This is a genomic window from Microbacterium lacus (genome assembly GCF_039531105.1).
GTDB classification, from domain to species: Bacteria; Actinomycetota; Actinomycetes; order Actinomycetales; family Microbacteriaceae; genus Microbacterium; species Microbacterium lacus.
Genome location: NZ_BAAAPK010000001.1, coordinates 1699038 through 1718949, shown reverse-complemented (window position 1 = coordinate 1718949; position 19912 = coordinate 1699038). Strand labels below are relative to the sequence as shown.

The 19912-nt window shown below is 69.7% G+C and carries 18 protein-coding genes; 10 read left to right on the top strand and 8 right to left on the bottom strand.

Annotated features, from left to right (window positions below; genetic code table 11):
- Positions 1-12 precede the first annotated feature (12 nt).
- The 4 genes from ABD197_RS08105 to ABD197_RS08090 are packed head-to-tail and all read left to right on the top strand — an operon-like array spanning position 13 to position 3838.
- On the top strand, positions 13-1059 hold the full coding sequence (locus tag ABD197_RS08105; protein WP_344053380.1) for a FecCD family ABC transporter permease: 1047 nt from the start codon (positions 13-15) through the stop codon (positions 1057-1059).
- A complete protein-coding gene (locus ABD197_RS08100) occupies positions 1056-2081 on the top strand; it encodes a FecCD family ABC transporter permease (protein ID WP_344053377.1) in 1026 nt (341 codons plus the stop codon). The genes ABD197_RS08105 and ABD197_RS08100 overlap by 4 nt, the downstream gene beginning before the upstream one ends.
- A complete protein-coding gene (locus ABD197_RS08095; RefSeq protein WP_344053375.1) occupies positions 2078-2887 on the top strand; it encodes an ABC transporter ATP-binding protein in 810 nt (269 codons plus the stop codon). Before ABD197_RS08100 ends, ABD197_RS08095 begins: the two co-directional genes overlap by 4 nt.
- A 33-nt stretch (positions 2888-2920) precedes the next feature.
- A complete protein-coding gene (locus ABD197_RS08090; protein WP_344053373.1) occupies positions 2921-3838 on the top strand; it encodes a siderophore-interacting protein in 918 nt (305 codons plus the stop codon).
- Between the two features lie 4 nt (positions 3839-3842).
- Here ABD197_RS08090 and ABD197_RS08085 read toward each other — a convergent pair whose 3' ends face one another.
- Genes ABD197_RS08085 through sufB form a run of 7 tightly spaced genes read right to left on the bottom strand, consistent with a single transcriptional unit; the run spans position 3843 to position 10482 of the window.
- Positions 3843-5216, bottom strand: a complete 1374-nt coding sequence (locus tag ABD197_RS08085; RefSeq protein ID WP_344053371.1) for an MFS transporter — start codon at positions 5214-5216, stop codon at positions 3843-3845.
- On the bottom strand, positions 5213-6373 hold the full coding sequence (locus ABD197_RS08080) for a MalY/PatB family protein (protein ID WP_344053369.1): 1161 nt from the start codon (positions 6371-6373) through the stop codon (positions 5213-5215). The genes ABD197_RS08085 and ABD197_RS08080 overlap by 4 nt, the downstream gene beginning before the upstream one ends.
- Positions 6374-6431: 58 nt before the next feature.
- Positions 6432-6761, bottom strand: coding sequence for a metal-sulfur cluster assembly factor (locus tag ABD197_RS08075; protein WP_344053367.1), 330 nt, complete (start codon positions 6759-6761; stop codon positions 6432-6434).
- A gap of 9 nt (positions 6762-6770) precedes the next feature.
- Complete coding sequence (gene sufC, locus ABD197_RS08070; RefSeq protein ID WP_344053365.1) at positions 6771-7541, bottom strand: Fe-S cluster assembly ATPase SufC; 771 nt, start codon at positions 7539-7541, stop codon at positions 6771-6773.
- Positions 7542-7555: 14 nt separating this feature from the next.
- Positions 7556-7882, bottom strand: a complete 327-nt coding sequence (locus ABD197_RS08065) for a non-heme iron oxygenase ferredoxin subunit (RefSeq protein WP_344053363.1) — start codon at positions 7880-7882, stop codon at positions 7556-7558.
- Positions 7879-9063: a Fe-S cluster assembly protein SufD gene (gene sufD / locus ABD197_RS08060; RefSeq protein ID WP_344053361.1), complete on the bottom strand. Its 1185-nt coding sequence runs from the start codon at positions 9061-9063 to the stop codon at positions 7879-7881. The genes ABD197_RS08065 and sufD overlap by 4 nt, the downstream gene beginning before the upstream one ends.
- Positions 9064-10482 (bottom strand): Fe-S cluster assembly protein SufB, encoded by a 1419-nt coding sequence (sufB, locus tag ABD197_RS08055; RefSeq protein WP_344053359.1) that lies wholly within the window; start codon positions 10480-10482, stop codon positions 9064-9066.
- A gap of 252 nt (positions 10483-10734) precedes the next feature.
- On the opposite strand from sufB, the gene ABD197_RS08050 reads away from it, so the two are divergent.
- From ABD197_RS08050 to ABD197_RS08040, 3 genes are all read left to right on the top strand, one after another.
- Positions 10735-11724 carry a COX15/CtaA family protein gene (locus ABD197_RS08050; RefSeq protein WP_344053357.1) on the top strand — a complete coding sequence of 330 codons (990 nt, stop codon included), beginning with the start codon at positions 10735-10737 and terminating at the stop codon, positions 11722-11724.
- Between the two features lie 121 nt (positions 11725-11845).
- Positions 11846-12265 (top strand): dinucleotide-utilizing enzyme, encoded by a 420-nt coding sequence (locus ABD197_RS08045; protein ID WP_344053355.1) that lies wholly within the window; start codon positions 11846-11848, stop codon positions 12263-12265.
- A gap of 30 nt (positions 12266-12295) precedes the next feature.
- Positions 12296-13870, top strand: coding sequence for a cation:proton antiporter (locus ABD197_RS08040; protein ID WP_344053354.1), 1575 nt, complete (start codon positions 12296-12298; stop codon positions 13868-13870).
- A gap of 7 nt (positions 13871-13877) precedes the next feature.
- On the opposite strand, the gene ABD197_RS08035 is transcribed toward ABD197_RS08040, so the two are convergent.
- On the bottom strand, positions 13878-14795 hold the full coding sequence (locus tag ABD197_RS08035; protein WP_344055819.1) for a heme o synthase: 918 nt from the start codon (positions 14793-14795) through the stop codon (positions 13878-13880).
- 244 nt (positions 14796-15039) lie between these two features.
- Here ABD197_RS08035 and tkt point away from each other — a divergent pair, with 244 nt between their 5' ends.
- The 3 genes from tkt to ABD197_RS08020 are packed head-to-tail and all read left to right on the top strand — an operon-like array spanning position 15040 to position 19904.
- Entirely contained in the window at positions 15040-17145 is a 2106-nt protein-coding gene (gene tkt, locus ABD197_RS08030; protein WP_344053352.1) for a transketolase, read from the top strand.
- 12 nt (positions 17146-17157) lie between these two features.
- Positions 17158-18285 (top strand): transaldolase, encoded by a 1128-nt coding sequence (tal, locus tag ABD197_RS08025; RefSeq protein WP_344053350.1) that lies wholly within the window; start codon positions 17158-17160, stop codon positions 18283-18285.
- Positions 18285-19904: a glucose-6-phosphate isomerase gene (locus ABD197_RS08020; RefSeq protein ID WP_344053348.1), complete on the top strand. Its 1620-nt coding sequence runs from the start codon at positions 18285-18287 to the stop codon at positions 19902-19904. The genes tal and ABD197_RS08020 overlap by 1 nt, the downstream gene beginning before the upstream one ends.
- Positions 19905-19912 lie beyond the last annotated feature (8 nt).

The following is a 19912-nucleotide window of genomic DNA, read 5'->3' as shown; positions in this document are numbered from 1 at the left end:
CGGAACGTCCGAGTGACCCTCGCCGCGACGCGTACACCGCTGCCGGATGCCGCTTCCCTGCGGCGCCCGGCGGCGGTGCGCGTCGCGTGGCTGGCGGCCGGCGCCGGCGTGCTGACGGTGCTGTGTGCGCTGTCCGTCGCGTTCGGCGTGCGCGAAGTGACGCTCGCGGACCTCATCGCGGGGCTGGGCGGCGGCGCGGACGGCATAGCCCAGGCAGCCGTCCAGGCCCGCATCCCCCGCACGGTGCTCGCCCTGCTCGTCGGCGCCGCCCTCGGGATGGCCGGCACCGGAATGCAGGCCGTCACACGCAACCCGCTCGCCGACCCCGGGATCCTGGGCGTCTCCGGCGGCGCCGCGCTCGCGGTGGTGTTCGGCATCGTCTTCTTCGGGATGTCGGATCCGGTAGCGTACATGGTCGTCGCGATCATCGGAGCGGCTGCCGCAGCGGTCTTCGTCTACGCGGTCGGGTCGCTCGGCCGCGGCGGCGCGACGCCGCTCAAACTCACCCTCGCCGGCGCGGCGATCTCAGCCGCGTTCGCGTCGCTCACCAGCGCGATCCTCCTCCCCCGCGTCGACGCGATGGAGACGTTCCGCTTCTGGCAGATCGGCGGTGTCGGAGGTGCGACGTGGGACCGGATCGGCCTCGTCCTGCCGGCCCTGGCCGCCGGCGCGCTCATCTGCGTGCTGTGCGCGAGGGGGATGAACTCGCTCGCCCTCGGCGACGACCTGGCCGCCGGGCTCGGCGAGAATGTGTTCCGTACGCGGCTGCTCGCCGCCGCGGGCGCGGTGATCCTGTGCGGCGCGGCGACCGCCGTCGCCGGTCCCATCGCGTTCGTCGGACTCGTGATCCCGCACATGTGCCGGCTTCTGGTCGGCACCGACCACCGCTGGCTGCTCCCGTTCACCGCGATCTCAGGCGCCGCGCTCCTGGTCGCGGCCGATGTCCTCGGCCGAATCGTGGCGCGCCCCGAGGAGATCGAGGTCGGCATCATCACCGCGTTCATCGGCGCGCCCCTGTTCATCTGGATCGTGCGTCGGCAGAGGGTGCGCGAGCTGTGACCGCGCTCACCGTCGCCGCCGGCATCCGTGCCCGCCGCCGCTCCCGCACGTTCGTGATCGCCACCCTCGCCGTGCTCCTGGTCGTGACGTTCGCGCTCACGCTGATGGTCGGACGATCCTTCTACACTCCCGTCGAGGTCTTCCGCGTCGTGCTCGGCGAGACGGTTCCGGGTGCGTCCTTCACGGTGGGCGAACTGCGCCTGCCACGCGCGACGATGGCGATCCTCGCGGGCTTCGCGTTCGGCATCGCGGGAACGACGTTCCAGACGCTGCTGCGCAATCCGCTCGCCTCCCCCGACATCATCGGGATCAGCTCCGGGGCGAGCCTTGCGGCCGTGTACGGGATCATCGTGCTGTCGCTGAACGAGACGGCGGTGTCCTTCCTCGCCCTCGCCGGAGCCCTGGTCACCGCCGCGGTGATCTACCTGCTCTCCCATCGCGGCGGATTCGCCGGCGCCCGCCTGATCCTCATCGGGATCGGTGTGGCGGCGATGCTGGACAGCGCGATCACGTATGTCCTCTCCCGCGCGGCCGCCTGGGACCTGCAGACGGCGATGCAGTGGCTCACCGGGAGTCTCAACGGCGCGACGTGGCAGGCCGTCCTGCCGCTCGCGATCGCGACCGCCGTCCTGGTCCCCCTCCTGCTCACGCAGGGACGCGGGCTCGGGATGCTGCGCCTGGGCGATGACTCGGCAGCGAGTCTCGGCGTCGAGGTGACGCGGACCCGGGTCCTGCTGATCATCGGCGCCGTCGCGCTCCTCGCGTTCGCGACGGCGGCGACGGGACCGATCGCGTTCGTCGCATTCATGGCCGGTCCCATCGCGGCGCGCGTCGTCGGCTCGGGCGGCTCCCTTCTCCTCCCCGCAGGATTCGTCGGAGCGCTTCTCGTGCTGCTCGCCGACCTGATCGGTCAGTTCGCCTTCGAGAACCGGTACCCGGTCGGGGTGATCACCGGCGTCCTGGGCGCGCCCTACCTGGTCTTCCTGCTCATCCGCATCAACCGCTCGGGAGCGTCGATATGACCGAACCGCATCGGCTTTCCGCCGAGTCCCTCTCCCTCGCCTACGGCGACCGGGTGATCGTCGACGGACTGGATCTGACGATCCCCTCCGGTGCGATCACCGCGATCGTCGGCGCGAACGGATGCGGCAAGTCCACGCTGCTGCGTGCGCTGGCCCGGCTGATCAGTCCCCGCTCGGGCCAGGTGATCCTGGACGGCAAGGCACTGCACGGCCGGCCGACGAAGGAGATCGCCCGTACGCTCGGTCTTCTGCCGCAGAGCCCCGTCGCGCCGGAGGGGATCGCCGTGGCCGATCTCGTGGGCCGCGGCCGGCACCCGCACCAGCGGATGCTCGCCCGTTTCACCGCCCACGACTACGACGTCGTCGCCCGGTCGCTGGCCGCCACCGGGATCACGGAATTCGCCGACCGCTCGGTGGACGAACTCTCCGGCGGCCAGCGTCAGCGGGTGTGGATCGCGATGGCGCTCGCGCAGGAGACGGACATCCTGCTGCTGGATGAACCGACGACGTTCCTCGACCTGACCCACCAGATCGAGGTGCTGGACCTGCTGACCGACCTCAATCGCGAGCAGGGAACGACCATCGTGATGGTCCTGCACGACATCAACCTCGCCGCGCGCTACGCGGATCATCTCTTCGCCCTCCGCGACGGACGCGTGGTCACCGGCGGGCGGCCGGCCGAGGTGCTTACGAGCGAACTCATCCGCGACGTGTTCGAGCTCGAGGCGCTCGTGGTGCCCGACCCCGTCTCCGGAACGCCGATGGTGCTCCCCCGCGGCCGCCATCACGTGATCAGCCCCGCCTGACCCCGCCGAACGCTCTCGACGAACGAGGAACCCATGACAGCCGTCGCCGCTCCCCCGGTCACGAATCGCTTCTTCCACGCCACGGTGACCGCCGTCACCGACCTCACGCCGAGCTTCCGCCGGTTCACCTTCACCGGTCCGGACCTGGCCGAGTACGGTGACCCGGGCTTCGACCAGCGCGTGAAGGTCGTCTTCCCCACCGTCGCCGCTCCGCTGGCCGCGATGCCGCTGGGTGAGGACTGGTACTTGCGCTGGCGCGACCTCCCGGAGGATGCCCGGCCGCCGTTCCGCACCTACACGACCCGGCGCGTGCGCCGGGAGGAGGCCCAGGTCGAGATCGACATGGTCGCGCACGACGTCCGTGGTCCGGCATCCGCCTGGATCGCCTCGGCGTCCGTCGGCGACGAGGTGCTGATCTTCGCGCCGACCACCGCGCACACGGGGGTGAGCTACGGGATCGATTTCGTACCGCCCGCACACGTGGACACGCTGCTCCTGGCCGGAGACGAGACGGCGGCGCCGGCGATCGCCGTCATCCTCGAGCAGCTCCCTCGCACGGCGACCGGAGTCGTGGTGATGGAGTTGCCGCACGAGCGGGATGCGGACTACCTGCCGGTGCATCCCGGCTTCGTCTACCACGTGCACGCCCGCGAAGACCGCGACAGGCACTCGCACCTGATCCCCGCCGTGGAGACCGTCGCGGACGCGCTCGTCCCCGCCGGGGCGGCCACCCCCGTGGAAGAGGTGGACATCGACGCCGGCATCCTGTGGGAGGTCCCGCGCACGGCGAAAGGCGGGGCCGCGCTCAAGCGTGCGCCGCTCTACGCGTGGCTCGCGGGCGAATCCGGCGCGATCAAAGCCCTCCGCCGACACCTGGTCGCCGAGCACGGTGTGGACCGGCGCGCCGTGGCATTCATGGGCTACTGGCGCGACGGCCGCGCCGAGAACTGATCGGTCAGCGTCGCTCGCTCGCGTGTCCCAGCCGCAGGCCCGGGATCAGTCCGGCCAGGGCCAGCGCCGCGGCGACGGCGAACACCGCCGGGAAGGCCGCCGACGTCCCCGCCAGCGCGACGAACGTGAGTCCCATCGCGGCGATCGCCGCCGACGCGCCGATCGCGTCCGAGATCGACAGCGCCGAGGAGTTGAAACCCTGGTTCTGCGGCGTCGAGTACGCGAGCGTGAGCACCGTCAGCCGGGGGTACATGAGCCCCATGCCGGCACCGGCGAGAGCCCATCCCGCGATCAGGACGACGGGGCTCAGGTGCCAGGCCGCCGTCGCCGCCGCGCTGAGCACCGCAGACAGCAGCAGCGTCGTCCCGATCAGGGTGATGCGGCGGTTGCCGATGCGGTCTCCGAAGCGGCCCTGCACATAGGCGGAAGCCGCCCAGAGGAGCGCCGCCGCGGTGAGCCCGAGCCCCGCCCAGGTCGGTGAGAAGTCGTAGTCGGCGATGAGGAGGTACGGCACGTAGATCTCCGCGCCGAAGAGCGCCCCCGCGATCAGGCCGCGCATGAGGATCACGCTCGGCAGACCTCGCCCCGACAGCAGCGTCCGCCGCGGCAGGAGCGGGCGGGCGGCGAGGGCGATCACGACGACGGATGCCGCGACCACGCCCGGCGCCCATCCAGCGGCCTCGCCCGCCAGGCTCAGACCGAGCGCCCCGAGCGCCAGCGCGACGGCACATGCCAGCCGCGCGGCGACGGCACGCCTGCCCCCCTCGGACGGCTCGTCGGTGTGCAACGGGGTGTGATGCAGGCGCAGTGCCACCATCGCGAAAGCGACGGCGGTCAGGACCGCGACGCCGAGGAAGACCCACCGCCAGTGCAGGTACTCGGCCACCGCGCCCGCGAGGAACGGTCCGATGAGGGAGGGGACGACCCAGGCGGCGGAGAACGCGGCGAAAACCCGGCCGTGCGTCGCGGGCGGATACACACGCGCCACGACGACGTACAGCGCGACGGTCTGTCCACCTGTCCCGAGACCCTGAACGAGGCGTCCCACGACGAGCATCGGCATCGTCGTCGCGAGCCCTGCGATCACGAGCCCGATCACGAACAGCGCGACGGACACGTACAGCGGTCCGCGCGGCCCCGACCGATCGCTCCATGCCCCCGCCGCCACCATCCCGATCACGCTCGTCGCGAGGGTGCCCGCGAAGGCGACGGCATACAGGGCGTCTCCGTCCAGATCGGCGCTCACGACGGGCATGACCGTCGTGACGGCCAGCGCCTGCATCGCCGCGAGGAAGATGAGCGCGACGGCGCCGATCGTGACCCAGACGTATTCGGGCGACCAGATGCTCGCGTCGGTTCGCGGGTGCACCCGGCTCACGCCGGCACGATCCCGGCGACGCGGCGGACAGCCTCCGTCAACACGTCGGGCGAGCATCCGAAGTTGATGCGCACGTGACCCGCGCCCTCGGCCCCGAAGAGCGGGCCGTGGTGCAGCGCCACCTTCGCCTGACGGCGGATGTGCGGAGACGGGTTCTCGCCCCACCCGTACGCCGACACGTCCACCCACGCGAGGAACCCGGCATCCGGAGCGTCGAAACGTGCGAGCGGAAGATGCTCCGCGAGCAGGTCGACCAGCAGCGCCCGATTCTGCCCGAGCGCCGCGAGCAGTGCGTCGAGCCACGCGTCGCTCTCGGGCGCGTAGGCGGCGACGTTCGCGAGCGCCCCGAAGAGGCCCGTCCGCCACTCGACTTCGGCGGGCAGCGCGCGCAACGTGCGCGCCTGCGGTTCCGCGCCGGCGACCATCACGGCGCACTTGAGGCCCGCGAGGTTGTACGTCTTGCTCGCGCTCGTCACGGCGTACCCGACCTCGGTGGCGGTCGGCGAGGCGTCCAGGAACGGCACGAACGTGTGCCCGTCGTGCGCGAGCGGCCCGTGGATCTCGTCGCTGACGACGACGGCGCCGAATTCCGCCGCGAGGGCCGCGAGGGCCGACAGGCTCTCTCGGGAGTGCACGGTGCCGGTGGGGTTGTGCGGATTGCACAGAAGCACCGCGCGCGCGCCGTTCTGCAGAGCGCTGCGGATGCCGGGCAGATCGATCCGCCAGCCGCCGTCGACACGCTCGAGGGGTACGCGTTCGACGACACCGCCTGCTTCCTCGACCGTATCGAAGAAGGGCGGGTAGACCGGCGTCATCACGACGACGCGCTCCCCCGGCGCGATGACCCTCCGCAGGATCTCGACGACGCCCATCATCACATCGCCTGTCCAGAACACGTGGTCCGGGTCGACCTTCCAGCCGAACCGGCGGCGGGAGAACTCCACGAAGGCTTCGCGGATGCCGGGGTCCGGCGGCGTGTATCCGGTGTCGCCGCGTCGAACGGCCTCCGCGAGGACGCGCGTGATCTCCGGTGCCAGCTCGTAGTCCAGTTCGGCCACGAAGAGCGGCAGCACATCGGCGGGATACTTCCGCCATTTCGTGCTGGACCGCTGCCTCAGCTCGTCGAGGGGAAGGGCCTGGAGGGGGGTGACGCTCACTCCTCCGAGCCTACCGAGCACAGCGCGGACGGCCCGATGGCGTGTCAGAAACCGACACTCAGATGGCGAATCCGAGCGCACGCATCATGTCGCGCCCGTCGTCGGTGATGCGCTCAGGACCCCACGGCGGCATCCACACCCAATTGATGCGGAATCGCTCCACGACCTCGTCCAGGGCCTGCGCGGTCTGCTCCTCGAGAACGTCGGTGAGGGGGCATCCGGCACTCGTGAGCGTCATGTGGATGACAAGGGCATCGTTCTCGTCATCCCAGCTCAGGTCGTAGATGAGCCCCAGGTCGACGACGTTGATCCCCAGCTCGGGGTCCATGACGTCCTTGAGGGCTTCCTGGACCTCGTCGTACTTCTCGGGTGCGAGCGTCGCGGTCATGCTCGAAGCCTACGCTTCACCCTCGAGGACGGGCTCGATGAAGCGGTCGTAGCCCTCGTCCTCCAGGCGGTCGGCGAGCTCGGAGCCGCCCTCCTCGACGATGCGGCCGGCGACCATGACGTGGACGAAGTCCGGGCGGATGTAGCGGAGGATGCGCGTGTAGTGCGTGATGAGCAGGACACCGAGGTCGGTGCTCTCCTTGGCCCGGTTGACGCCCTCGGAGACGATCTTGAGCGCGTCCACGTCCAGACCCGAGTCCGTCTCGTCGAGGACGGCGATCTGCGGCTGCAGCAGCTCGAGCTGCAGGATCTCGTGGCGCTTCTTCTCGCCGCCGGAGAACCCCTCGTTCACGTTGCGCTGAGCGAACTTCGGGTCCATGCGCAGGTTCTTCATGGACTGCTTGACGTCCTTGGTCCAGGTGCGGATCGCGGGCGCTTCGCCGTCGATCGCCGTCTTGGCCGTGCGGAGGAAGTTCGTCACGGTCACGCCCGGGATCTCGACGGGGTACTGCATCGCGAGGAAGAGTCCCGCGCGGGCGCGCTCGTCCACGCTCATCGCGAGGACGTCCTCACCGTCGAACGTGATCGACCCGGAGGTGACGGTGTACTTGGGGTGGCCGGCGATCGTGTACGCCAGCGTGGACTTGCCGGAGCCGTTGGGACCCATGATCGCGTGGGTCTCGCCCTTGCGGATCGTGAGGGTGACGCCGTTGAGGATGGGCGTGGTTCCGGCATCCGTCTCGACCGTCACGTGGAGGTCGCGGATCTCGAGGACTGACATGCAGGCTTCTTCCTTCAGACTTCTTTTTTCACGGCAGGGTCGATGAGCACATCGTCGCCGTCGATGGTGACCGCGAAGACCGGGACCGGCTCGTACGCGGGGAGGTTCAGGGGGCGCCCCGAGAGGAGCGAGAACGCCGAGCCGTGCGCCCAGCATTCGATCGTGTCGCCGTCGACGAAGCCCTCGGCGAGCGAGATGTCACCGTGGGTGCAGACGTCGCCGATCGCGTGGACCTCGTCATTGGAGTCGCGCACGACGCAGATCGCGACGCCGTCGACCTCGACGCGCAGGGCCGAGTCCTGTTCGAGCTCACTCAGGGCGCAGACACGGGTCGCGGTCACGAGGCCGCTCCTTCCTGGAGTTCTCGCTCGATGGCCTGGTGCAGCTCGGCCTCGAGCTCGGGAATGCCGATGCGCTGGACGATGTCGCTGAGGAACCCCAGCACGACGAGTCGCCGTGCTTCGTCCTCGCGGATTCCGCGCGACTGGAGGTAGAAGAGCTGCTCGTCGTCGAAGCGTCCGGTCGCGCTGGCGTGGCCCGCGCCCCGGATGTCGCCGGTCTCGATCTCGAGGTTCGGGATCGAATCCGCGCGCGCACCGTCGGTCAGCACGAGGTTGCGGTTCGCCTCGTAGGAATCGGTGCCGACGGCGTCGGGGCCGATCAGCACGTCGCCGATCCAGACGCTGCGCGCACCCTCGCCCTGCAGTGCCCCCTTGTAGAGCACGTCACCGCTGGTCTCGGCGCCCTTGTGGTGCAGGTACACCTGGCTCTCCAGGTGCTGCCCGGCGTCGGAGTAACTCAGGCCGTACAGTTCACCGCGCGAGCCGGTACCGGCCAGTTCGACGCTGGGGTTCACCCGCACGACGCCGCCGCCGAAGCTGACCACGATGTGCCGCAGCGTGGCGTCGCGATCGACGCGCGCCTGATGCGCGGACAGGTGCACGGCGTCGTCGTCCCACTGCTGGACGGAGACGACCTCCAGGTGGGCACCGTCACGGACGATGATCTCGACGTTCTGCGCGTGCTGAGCAGTCCCGGAATGGCGGAGGACGACCGTGCCGCGCGAGTGCGGCATCGCTTCGAGGATCACGTGCGCGTGAGCCACGCCGCCGGTGCCGACCAGATCGATCACGACGGGCTCGTCCAGCTCGACGTCGGCCGGAATCCGCAGCAGCGGGGCCTCCTCCTCGTGCGACCACGCGATCGCGCTCGGGCGGTCCTCGGGGACGAAGACCTCACCACGAGGAGCGTCTCCCTTGCGCAGGACGAGCTGCTGGACGGCGTCGGGCGCGGAGACCGACACCTCGACAACACCGTGGGGACCCGCCTCGTCGGCGAACAGCGCGCCGATCCGATCGGTCGGGGTGTGCTTCCAGTTCACCTCACGACCCGTGGGGACCGGGAAGTCGGTCGGGTCGGTGGACGTGGGGCGTTCCGAACGCGTCTGGATCGGAACCCAGCGTCCGTCTGTGTGCGCGGTGGAACCCGGCACCACGGGGGGCGCCTGCGTCGTGGCCGTCATCTAGCCGACCGATCCTTCCATGCCCATCTCGATGAGCTTGTTGAGCTCCATGGCGTACTCCATGGGCAGTTCGCGGGCGATCGGCTCGATGAATCCGCGCACGATCATCGCCATGGCCTCGTCCTCGGGCAGGCCGCGGCTCATGAGGTAGAACAGCTGTTCCTCACTGACCTTCGAGACGGTGGCCTCGTGCCCGAGTTGCACGTCGTCGACGCGGATGTCGATCGCCGGGTACGTGTCCGATCGGGAGATCGTGTCGACCAGGAGCGCATCGCAGCGCACGGTGTTGGCAGAGTGGTGCGCGTTCGCGTCCACCCGCACCTCGCCGCGATACCCGGCCCGGCCACCACCGCGGGCGATCGACTTGGAGACGATCGAGGACTGCGTGTACGGCGCCATGTGGATCATCTTGGCGCCGGCGTCCTGGTGCTGACCGGGACCGGCGAACGCGACGGACAGGGTCTCGCCCTTCGCGTGCTCGCCGACCAGGAAGATGGACGGGTACTTCATCGTGACCTTCGAGCCGATGTTGCCGTCGATCCACTCCATCGTCGCGCCCTCGTGCGCCACGGCCCGCTTGGTGACGAGGTTGTACACGTTGTTCGACCAGTTCTGGATCGTCGTGTACCGGACGCGGGCGTTCTTCTTCACGATGATCTCGACGACGGCCGAGTGCAGCGAGTCGCTCTTGTAGATCGGCGCGGTGCATCCTTCGATGTAGTGCACGTAGGAGCCTTCGTCGGCGATGATGAGCGTCCGCTCGAACTGGCCCATGTTCTCGGTGTTGATCCGGAAGTAGGCCTGCAGCGGGATCTCGACGTGCACACCCGGGGGCACGTACACGAACGATCCGCCCGACCACACCGCGGTGTTGAGCGCCGCGAACTTGTTGTCGCCCGCGGGGATCACCGTGCCGAAGTACTCCTCGAAGAACTCCGGGTGCTCGCGCAGCGCGGTGTCGGTGTCCATGAAGATGACACCCTGCGCCTCGAGCTGCTCGTTGATCTGGTGGTAGACGACCTCGGACTCGTACTGCGCGGCCACACCGGCGACGAGGCGCTGACGCTCCGCCTCCGGGATGCCGAGCCGCTCGTACGTGTTGCGGATCTCCTCGGGAAGCTCCTCCCAGGAGCCCGCCTGCTTCTCGGTCGAGCGCACGAAGTACTTGATGTTGTCGAAGTCGATCTCGCTGAGGTCGGCACCCCACGTCGGCATCGGCTTGCGTCCGAACAGCTGGTAGCCCTTCAGGCGCGTGTTGAGCATCCACTCGGGCTCGCTCTTGAGCGCGGAGATACCGCGCACCACGGATTCGTTGATTCCGCGCTGGGCGACGGCGCCTGCGGCGTCCTCGTCGTGCCAGCCGAACTCGTACTGGCCCAGGCTCGCAAGCTCCGGGCGGTCGATCAGGACATCCGACATCGTCACACTCTCCTCCGGGCCACAACGGTGTCATCCGCCCCGGCATTCCTTGTCCTCCGAGGGAGTTCCCGGAGAGGATGCCGCTTGGTGGGCCCAATCACTGGCGCCGTCCTGCGCGCCTACACTTGTCGGTGATGCGATGCGCGACGCGCGGCATCCGACCCGTTGATTCTACAGGGTTCCCGCCTCCCTCCGGATGGCAGGCCCCTTCCCCGGCACCCCCCGGAGCGCATTCCCAGGAGGCGAGGCCCCGTGGCCCACGACCCGATCCCCCCCGCCCGTCGCGGTCCGCTGGCGCGCGTGCGCGATCGGCTTCCGTCACGCGTCGATCGGCGCGTGAAGATCGCGGCGTGGGCGACGCTGGTCGTGCAGATCGGGATCGTGGGCACGGGTGGCCTGGTGCGACTCACCGGCTCGGGTCTCGGCTGCCCCACGTGGCCACGCTGCACCCCGGAATCCTTCGTGAACACGCCCGAGATGGGCATTCACGGCGTGATCGAGTTCGGCAACCGCGTCTTGACGTTCGTGCTGGTCGCGGTCGCGATCGTGACGTTCCTGTTCGTGGTGCGCATGCGCCGCGAGCGTCGCGATCTGTTCTGGCTCGCCCTGGTGATCGGTCTGTACGTCCCCGTGCAGGCGATCATCGGCGGCATCACGGTGCTCACGAACCTCAACCCCTATGTCGTCGGCCTGCACTACTTCGCCTCCGTCGTGCTCGTCGCCCTCGCCGCCGTGTTCGTCGCCCGGGTCTACGCGCAGCCCGGTCCTCGTGTACGCGCGGTGCCGACGTGGTTCGCGCGTCTGAGCTGGTTCACGAGCATCCTGGTCGCCGTCACCGTCGTCGTGGGCATCCTCGTGACCGGATCGGGACCGCACGCCGGTGACGGCGGAGCGGCGCGCAACGGGCTGGACCCCGAATTCATGCAGCACGTGCATTCCTGGCCCGCGTATGCCCTCCTGGCCGCGACGGTCCTTCTGCTGGCGGGAGCGTGGCGTACCGACCCCGATCTCAGGCTTCGACTGTGGGTCGGACTCCTGCTCGGAGTGGAGATCGCCCAGATCGTCGTGGGGCTGTGGCAGGCGCGCACGGGCCTGCCCATCGTCCTGGTGAACATCCACATGGTCCTCGCCGTCCTCCTCGTCGCCGCCATGACCGCCGTCCTGATGCACATGAACCGCCCCGCAGGGTTCGTCCAGGAGGACCGGGCGTACGCTGGATCCATCGCGTCCGCCGGCCGCTGACGGCTCTCGCCGAGGCGTCGCATTCATAGCGGGTTCATCGGTTCCGCATACGTTCGACTCCGGCCCAGGGGCCAGGCTGTCCCGGGTCCGCACATCATCCACGTCAGATCAGGAGATCTCCATGTCCGTTCGTCCCAGCCTCATCCGCAGCATCCCGTTCTGGCTGCTCCTGGTCGGATCCCTCGCCGTCGTCGCGTTCGGCGCGTGGCTGACCGTCAGCACGCTCGGCACGATGTCGACGGCCCTGACCGCCGGCACCGCCACTCCGGTCGACGTGTACGTCGGCCAGGTCTGGGCGATCGTGGGCGGCATCCTGATCGCCACCGGCATCGTGGGTCTCGCGCTCACCCTCGTCGTCGCGGTCGTCCGCTCCTTCGTGCCCGTGACCGACGTCGAGATCATCGAGGCCATGGACTGGTCCGCCGATGACGAGCCCGTCGCCGACGTCACGCCCGCCGAGCAGCCGACGACGGTCGCGCAGCCCACGATCGCGGACGAGCCGGTCGTCGGCGAGCCCGTCACCGCAGAGCCCAAGAACTAATCTCGGCGCGCCGGGCCCGATACTGGCTGAATGGACCCGGTCGCGACGATCACCTGGATCGTCCTCTTCGTCATCGCCACCGTCGCGGTCACCGGGGTCGTCGGCCGGCTCGGGTGGTCCGCGCCGGTCGCCCTGGTGATCGTCGGCGGGGCGGTCTCGTTCATCCCCGCCGTCCCGCCCGTGCAGGTGCAGCCCGAGCTCATCCTGTACGGCATACTCCCGCCGCTGCTGTTCGCGGCGGCGATCCGCACGTCCGTCATCGACGTCCGAGCCCGTCGGGACAGCATCCTGCTGCTCTCGGTCGGGCTCGTGGCGTTCACGGTCGTCGCGGTCGGCTTCGCGGCCTTCGCCCTCGTCCCCTCGATCACGCTCGCGGCGGCGTTCGCGCTCGCAGCCGTGATCGCCCCCACCGACGCGATCGCCGTCACCGCGATCGCCGGGAAGCTCGGCCTGCCGCGCCGCGTGGTGACGATCCTCGAGGGTGAGAGCCTGCTGAACGATGCGACCGCGCTCGTCGCCCTGAATGCGGCGATCGCCGCGATCGTCAGCGTCGTCTCGCCCGTCCAGGTCGGCCTCGACTTCGCGATCGCGGTGCTCGTCGGCGGCGGCGTGGGTCTCCTGGCGGGGTTCACCGTGTCGTGGGTGCGTGCGCGGTTGCATTCGCCCGTGCTGGATACGAGCCTGACGCTGGTCACGCCGTTCGCGGCGTTCCTGCTCGGCGACGTGCTGCACGGGTCGGGAGTGCTCGCCGTCGTGATCGCGGGGCTGTACCTCGGCTATCGCGCTCCCGCCGTCTCCTCAGCCGAAGCGCGTGTGGCGGAGCGGCTGAACTGGCGGACGATCCAGTTCCTGCTCGAGAACGCGGTGTTCCTGTTCATCGGGCTGAATCTCCGATCGATCCTCGAGGGGGCGGTGAGTGCCGGACCCGGCTTCTGGCACACGGTCCTCATCTGCCTCGGCATCCTGCTCGCGCTCGTCGCGTCGCGCTTCGCGTGGGTGATGGGCACGACTCTGCTCTACCGCAAGGGGCCGCGGCGTCTGCGCGAGCGCGCGTGGGCATGGGGCAACGGGGTGGCGGTCGCCTCCGCCGGCGTGCGCGGTGTCGTGACGCTGGCCGCCGTGTTCCTGCTGCCGCCCGAGACCCCGCTGCGGGAGTATCTGCAGTTCCTCGCATTCGTCGTGGTCGTCGCGAGCCTCCTCGGCGGTCTCCTGCTCCCGTCGATCATCCGCGCCCTCCACCTGCCCAAGCCCAGCTTCGCCCAGGAGCTCAACGAGCGCCGCTTGCTGATGGTGGAGGCACGGCAGGCCGGCATCGACGTCCTCGAGCGGGCGCCGGTCACCCCCGACGAGGAACGGGTCGTGGATCTGCTGCGCGCCGACGCCGGGTTCCTCGGGGAGACGCTCGACGCATACGGGCTGGACGAGTCCGTGGCGCACCTGGAGGCGAAATTCCGCCTGCGCAGCGCCATGCTCGAAGCCGAGCGCGCCGCCGTGCTCGCCGCGCGCAAGGAGGGCAGGTATCAGGAACCGGCGATCATCGCGGCTCTGCAGGCCATCGACGCCGAGGAGACCGCGCTGCGCGCCCAGTTCCCGCGCGAGAACTGACCGCGGCTCAGAACGGCAGCAGCGGATCGACGGCGATCGCGACGAACAGCAGCGTGAGGTACGTGATCGACGCGTGGAAGACCCGCATCGGGCGCGGCTCCGTGCCGCGCACCGCGCGCGTGTAGAGGCGGTGCGATTCGTAGATGAACCACCCGCCGAACACGACCGCCGACACGGTGTAGACGAGCCCCATCCCGGCCACCGGGACCAGCAGCAGCGAGCAGGCGACCGTGGCCCACGCGTACAGGATGACCTGCAGACCCACCTGCGAACCGTTGCGCGTGGCGCCCAGCATCGGCACGTCCACCTCGTCGTACTGATCCTTGTACTTCATCGAGAGGGGCCAATAGTGCGGCGGCGTCCACAGGAACACCAGCACGAACAGGATGACCGGCGGCCACGCGAGCGACCCGGTCACCGCGGTCCAGCCGATCAGCACCGGGAAGCACCCCGCGATGCCGCCCCAGACGATGTTCTGCTCGGTACGTCGCTTGAGGATCATCGTGTAGATCACGACGTAGAAGAAGATGGCCGCCGCCGACAGGCCCGCCGCGAGGAGATTCGTCGTGAGGGCGAGCCAGATCGTGGATGCCGCCGCCAGCGTCCACGCGAAGACGAGCGCGCCGCGGGGCGAGACCTCGCCCGTGACGAGCGGACGCCCGGCGGTGCGCTGCATGTGGGCGTCGATGTCCCGATCGAGGTACATGTTGAACGCGGCGGCGGATCCCGCGCTCAGGGATCCCCCGAGGACCGTCGCGAGCACGAGCCACACGTTCGGGAAGCCGCCCTCAGCGAGGATCATGACCGGGACCGTCGTCACGAGCAGAAGCTCGAGGACCCGGGGCTTGGTCAGGGCGATGTACGCCCGGATCGTTCGGCCGAGGGAGGACGGACGTACGGCGCGGGCAGACGTGCCCGCAGTCATCGTGGTGTCCATCACTCCCCGCTCGACCGCCTGGAACAGCCTTTCGAGTCTACGTCATCCGGCACCCACTCCCGCCCGCGCCAGGGCCCCGCGCACCATCGTCATACGGTGTCAACCGTCCTCGGACGATCGGCACCACTCGCTATGCTGAGACCACACGCGCGCCCAGCGCCGGCGACTCCTCCGCCTTCTGCGACGAGGTCGGCACACCCCAGGGTGCACTCCCTCTGAGAAAGGCGGCCCGGTGTCGGAACTGCGTTGGGATGAAATCGATCGGCGCGCGGTGGACACCGCTCGCGTGCTGGCGGCGGACGCGGTCGAGAAGGTCGGCAACGGTCACCCGGGTACGGCGATGAGCCTCGCCCCGGCCGCCTACCTGCTCTACCAGCGCGTGCTGCGGCACGACCCGAACGACGTGCATTGGCCCGGGCGCGACCGGTTCATCCTCTCGGCCGGTCACTCGTCGCTCACGCAGTACGTGCAGCTGTACCTCGGTGGCTTCGGACTCGAGCTGGACGACCTGAAGGCGCTGCGCACGTGGGGCTCCAAGACCCCCGGACACCCCGAGTTCGGGCACACCGACGGCGTGGAGATCACGACTGGCCCGCTCGGTCAGGGTCTGGCCTCGTCGGTCGGTTTCGCGTACGCCGCGCGCTACGAGCGCGGGCTCTTCGACCCGGAGACCCCCGCGGGCCAGTCGCCGTTCGACCACTTCGTGTACGTGATCGCCGGCGACGGCGACCTGCAAGAAGGCGTGACGTCGGAGGCGTCGAGCCTTGCGGGGCACCAGAGCCTCGGCAACCTCATCGCGATCTACGACTCGAACCAGATCTCGATCGAGGACGACACGAACGTCGCCTTCACCGAGGACGTCGCGAAGCGCTACGAGGCGTATGGGTGGCACGTGCAGACGGTGGACTGGAAGAAGACCGGTCAGTACGTCGAGGACGCCGCCGCGCTGTACGCCGCGATCGAGGCCGCGAAGGGCGAGACGGACAAGCCGTCGCTGATCATCCTGAAGACGATCATCGGCTGGCCCTCGCCCGGCAAGCAGAACACCGGGAAGATCCACGGCTCCGCCCTGGGTGCCGACGAGCTGAAGGCCACGAAGGAGGTCCTCGGCTTCGACCCCGAGCAGACCTTCGCCGTCGCGGAGGACGTGCTCGCGCACACCCGCGGCCTCGGTGAGCGCGGCGCCGCCGCGCACGCCGAGTGGCAGACCGCGTTCGACGCGTGGGCGGAAGCGAGCCCCGAGCGCAAGGCGCTGTGGGATCGCGTGAACGCCCGCGAGCTGCCGACCGACATCGCCGCGGCACTCCCGGTGTTCGAAGCGGGCAAGGATGTCTCGACCCGCGCCGCGTCCGGCACCGTGATCAACGCTCTCGCCGCCGAGCTCCCCGAACTGTGGGGCGGCTCCGCCGACCTCGCCGAGTCGAACCTCACCACGATCAAGAGCGCGAAGTCGTTCATCCCCGCGCAGTGGTCCACGCACGAGTGGTCCGGTGACCCGTACGGCCGCGTGCTGCATTTCGGCATCCGCGAGCACGCGATGGGCGCGATCGTGAACGGCATCGTCCTGCACGGCCCCACCCGTCCTTTCGGGGGGACGTTCCTGATCTTCAGCGACTACATGCGTCCGCCGGTGCGCCTCGCGGCCCTCATGAACGTCCCGTCGATCTTCGTCTGGACGCACGACTCCGTCGCGCTCGGCGAGGACGGCCCCACGCACCAGCCGATCGAGCAGATCGCGACGCTGCGGGCCATCCCGAACTTCACCCTGGTCCGCCCGGGCGACGCGAACGAGACCGCCGTGGTGTGGCTGGAGATGCTGCGCCGCCACGCCGGCCCCGCCGGCATCGCCCTGACCCGCCAGAACATCCCCGTGTTCGCTCGCGGCGACGGCGAGGCGTCCGGCGACACGTTCGCCTCGGCGGACCTCGCGGTCAAGGGCGCGTACGTCCTGGCCGAGGCGCCGAACGGAACGCCCGACGTGATCCTGATCGCGACCGGCTCCGAAGTCCAGCTCGCGGTCGCCGCGCGCGAGACCCTGGCGGCCGAGGGCATCAACGCCCGCGTCGTCTCGGCACCCGCGCTCGAGTGGTTCGACGAGCAGGATGCCGCCTACCGCGAGTCCGTGCTGCCGGCATCCGTCACCGCCCGGGTGTCGGTCGAAGCGGGCATCGCGATGCCGTGGCGCCACATCGTCGGCGACAAGGGTCGGAGCGTCTCGATCGAGCACTTCGGCGCGTCGGCTGACTACAAGACCCTGTTCGAGAAGTTCGGCATCACCGCCGAAGCTGTCGTCGATGCGGCGCGCGAGACCGTCGCGGCCGCATCCGCGGCGGAATAAGGAGACACACGCATGAGCACTCCCACCAAGAATCTCTCCGACGCCGGCGTCAGCATCTGGCTGGACGACCTGTCCCGGTCCCGGATCATCACCGGCAACCTCGCCGACCTGATCGCCACGCGCAACGTCGTGGGCGTCACCACGAACCCGACGATCTTCGCCGGGGCGATCGGCTCCGGATCGGACTCGTACGCGGGCCAGATCGGCGACCTCGCGCGCAGCGGGGCGACCGTGGACGACGCGATCTTCACCCTCACCACCGACGATGTCCGCGCGGCATCCGACATCTTCCGTCCCGTCTACGACGCGACGGGCGGCGTCGACGGCCGCGTCTCGATCGAGGTCTCCCCCGACCTCGCCCACGACACCGAGGCGACCGTCGCGCAGGCCAAGGAGCTGTGGGCGACGGTGGACCGTCCCAACGCGCTCATCAAGATCCCGGCGACCCTGGCCGGACTGCCGGCGATCACCGAGGTCATCGGCGCCGGCATCTCGGTGAACGTCACCCTGATCTTCAGCCTGGAGCGCTACGCCGAGGTGATCGACGCGTACCTGGCCGGCCTCGAGAAGGCGAAGGAGGCGGGCATCGACCTGTCCGGCATCCACTCCGTCGCGTCGTTCTTCGTCTCTCGGGTGGACACCGAGGTCGACAAGCGGCTCAGCGCGATCGGCACGCCCGAGGCGGAGGCGCTCAAGAGCAAGGCGGGCGTCGCGAACGCGCGTCTGGCCTACGAGCTGTTCGAGGGCGAGTTCGCCACCCCGCGCGTCGCCGCCCTTCGTGAAGCCGGCGCGAACGTACAGCGTCCCCTGTGGGCGTCGACCGGAGTGAAGGACCCGGCGCTGCCGGACACCCTCTACGTCACGGAGCTCGTCGCGGCCGGAACGGTCAACACGATGCCGGAGAAGACCCTCGAGGCCACGTTCGACCACGGTGTGGTCACCGGCGACACGATCACCGGGAACTACGACGACGCACACGCGGTCTTCGCGGCGCTCGCCGGGGTCGGCGTCGACTTCGCCGACGTCACCCAAGTGCTCGAGGACGAAGGCGTCGAGAAGTTCATCGCGTCCTGGCACGAGCTCAAGGACACGGTCGCCCAGGCCCTCGCCGGTCCCGCCGCTGCGGCATCCGCAGTCTGATGGCTTTCGAGATCCACCTGACCGGCGACGTCAAGGAGGTCGTGAACGAGACGCTGCCCGGCCTGATCTCCGATCTGGTCGCGTCCGGCATCACCGCCGGCGATTCGTCGCTGTGGGGTCCCGAGGCCGAGCCCGAAGCGTCGAAGCGCCTGGGATGGGTGCAGGCCGTCTCGGTCTCGCGTCCGCTCGTCCCGGAGATCGAGGCGCTCCGCGCCGAACTGGTCGCGCAGGGCGTCACCCGCGTGGTGCTGGCGGGCATGGGCGGATCGTCCCTCGCGCCCGAAGTGATCGCGCAGACCTCCGGGGTCCCCCTCGTGATCCTCGACTCGACCGCGCCGAGCCAGGTGCTCGCCGCGGTCGACGGCGATGCCGAGGCAGGCGGACTCGAGCAGACCGTCCTGGTGGTGTCGTCCAAGTCCGGCTCCACCGTCGAGACCGACTCGGCGAAGCGGGTGTTCGAGGCCGCGTTCCGCGACATCGGCATCGAGCCCACGGGCCGCATCGTGATCGTGACCGACCCCGGCTCGCCGCTGGACGTGTCCGCGCGCGCCGAGGGATTCCGCGTCTTCAACGCCGATCCGACGGTGGGTGGTCGATACTCGGCGCTCACCGCGTTCGGACTGGTCCCGAGCGGCCTCGCGGGCGTCGACATCGCCACCCTGCTGGACGAGGCGGAGGCGACGCTGCTCGAGGTGGCGATCGACAGCCCCGAGAACCCTGCTCTGGTGCTCGCTGCCGCGATCGCCGGAGGGGATCCGCGACGCGACAAGCTCGGGCTGGTCACCGACGGCACGCACATCGTCGGACTCCCCGACTGGATCGAGCAGCTCGTCGCGGAGTCCACCGGGAAGAACGGCACCGGCATCCTGCCCGTCGTCCTTCTCCCCGTCTCACCCGAAGTCGAGAACCCGCCGGCCGACCTGCAGATCGTCCGGTTCGTCGACGAGGCGAACGCGTTCCACTTCCGCGAGCATCACTTCGGCGAAGTGCTGATCAGCGGCTCGCTGGCGGCGCAGTTCATCGTCTGGGAGTACGCGACCGCCATCTCCGGCCGTATGCTCGGCATCAACCCGTTCGACCAGCCGGACGTCGAATCGGCCAAGGTCGCCGCGCGCGGACTCCTCGACGAGCGACCCGCCGACACCGCACCGGCTCTTGCGCTCGACGGCGTCGAAGTGCGGGTGTCGGATGCCGCACTCGCGGCCTCCGGAACCGTGGCCGGGGTGCTCGACGCCCTCTGGGCACAGCTGCCGGCGGACGGCTACGTGTCGATCCAGGCCTACGCGGATCGTGACCGCCTGTCGCAGCTCGAGGGCCTGCGCGAACTCGTCGCCGCCGACTCCGGGCGTCCGACGACGTTCGGGTGGGGCCCGCGCTTCCTGCACTCCACCGGGCAGTTCCACAAGGGCGGCCCGGCGACGGGCGTGTTCCTGCAGATCCTCGAGCAGACGGACGTCGACCTCGAGATCCCCGGCCGGCCGTTCACGTTCGGTCAGCTCATCCGGGCCCAGGCCGCCGGCGACGCTGCGGTGCTCGCCGCGCACGGCCGCCCGGTGGTCACGCTGACCCTCACCGATCCGCAGGCCGAGGTGCTCACGCTCTTCGAAGCCGCCCAGTAGAAGCAGGA

Bases quoted from the DNA above. Each gene is read 5' to 3' on its own strand.
- ABD197_RS08095 (WP_344053375.1), top strand. From the start codon at position 2,078: ATGACCGAACCGCATCGGCTTTCCGCCGAGTCCCTCTCCCTCGCCTAC.
- ABD197_RS08090 (WP_344053373.1), top strand. From the start codon at position 2,921: ATGACAGCCGTCGCCGCTCCCCCGGTCACGAATCGCTTCTTCCACGCC.
- ABD197_RS08075 (WP_344053367.1), bottom strand. From the start codon at position 6,761: ATGACCGCGACGCTCGCACCCGAGAAGTACGACGAGGTCCAGGAAGCC.
- sufC (WP_344053365.1), bottom strand. From the start codon at position 7,541: ATGTCAGTCCTCGAGATCCGCGACCTCCACGTGACGGTCGAGACGGAT.
- sufD (WP_344053361.1), bottom strand. From the start codon at position 9,063: ATGACGGCCACGACGCAGGCGCCCCCCGTGGTGCCGGGTTCCACCGCG.
- sufB (WP_344053359.1), bottom strand. From the start codon at position 10,482: ATGTCGGATGTCCTGATCGACCGCCCGGAGCTTGCGAGCCTGGGCCAG.
- ABD197_RS08045 (WP_344053355.1), top strand. From the start codon at position 11,846: ATGTCCGTTCGTCCCAGCCTCATCCGCAGCATCCCGTTCTGGCTGCTC.
- ABD197_RS08040 (WP_344053354.1), top strand. From the start codon at position 12,296: ATGGACCCGGTCGCGACGATCACCTGGATCGTCCTCTTCGTCATCGCC.
- ABD197_RS08035 (WP_344055819.1), bottom strand. From the start codon at position 14,795: ATGACTGCGGGCACGTCTGCCCGCGCCGTACGTCCGTCCTCCCTCGGC.
- tal (WP_344053350.1), top strand. From the start codon at position 17,158: ATGAGCACTCCCACCAAGAATCTCTCCGACGCCGGCGTCAGCATCTGG.
- ABD197_RS08020 (WP_344053348.1), top strand. From the start codon at position 18,285: ATGGCTTTCGAGATCCACCTGACCGGCGACGTCAAGGAGGTCGTGAAC.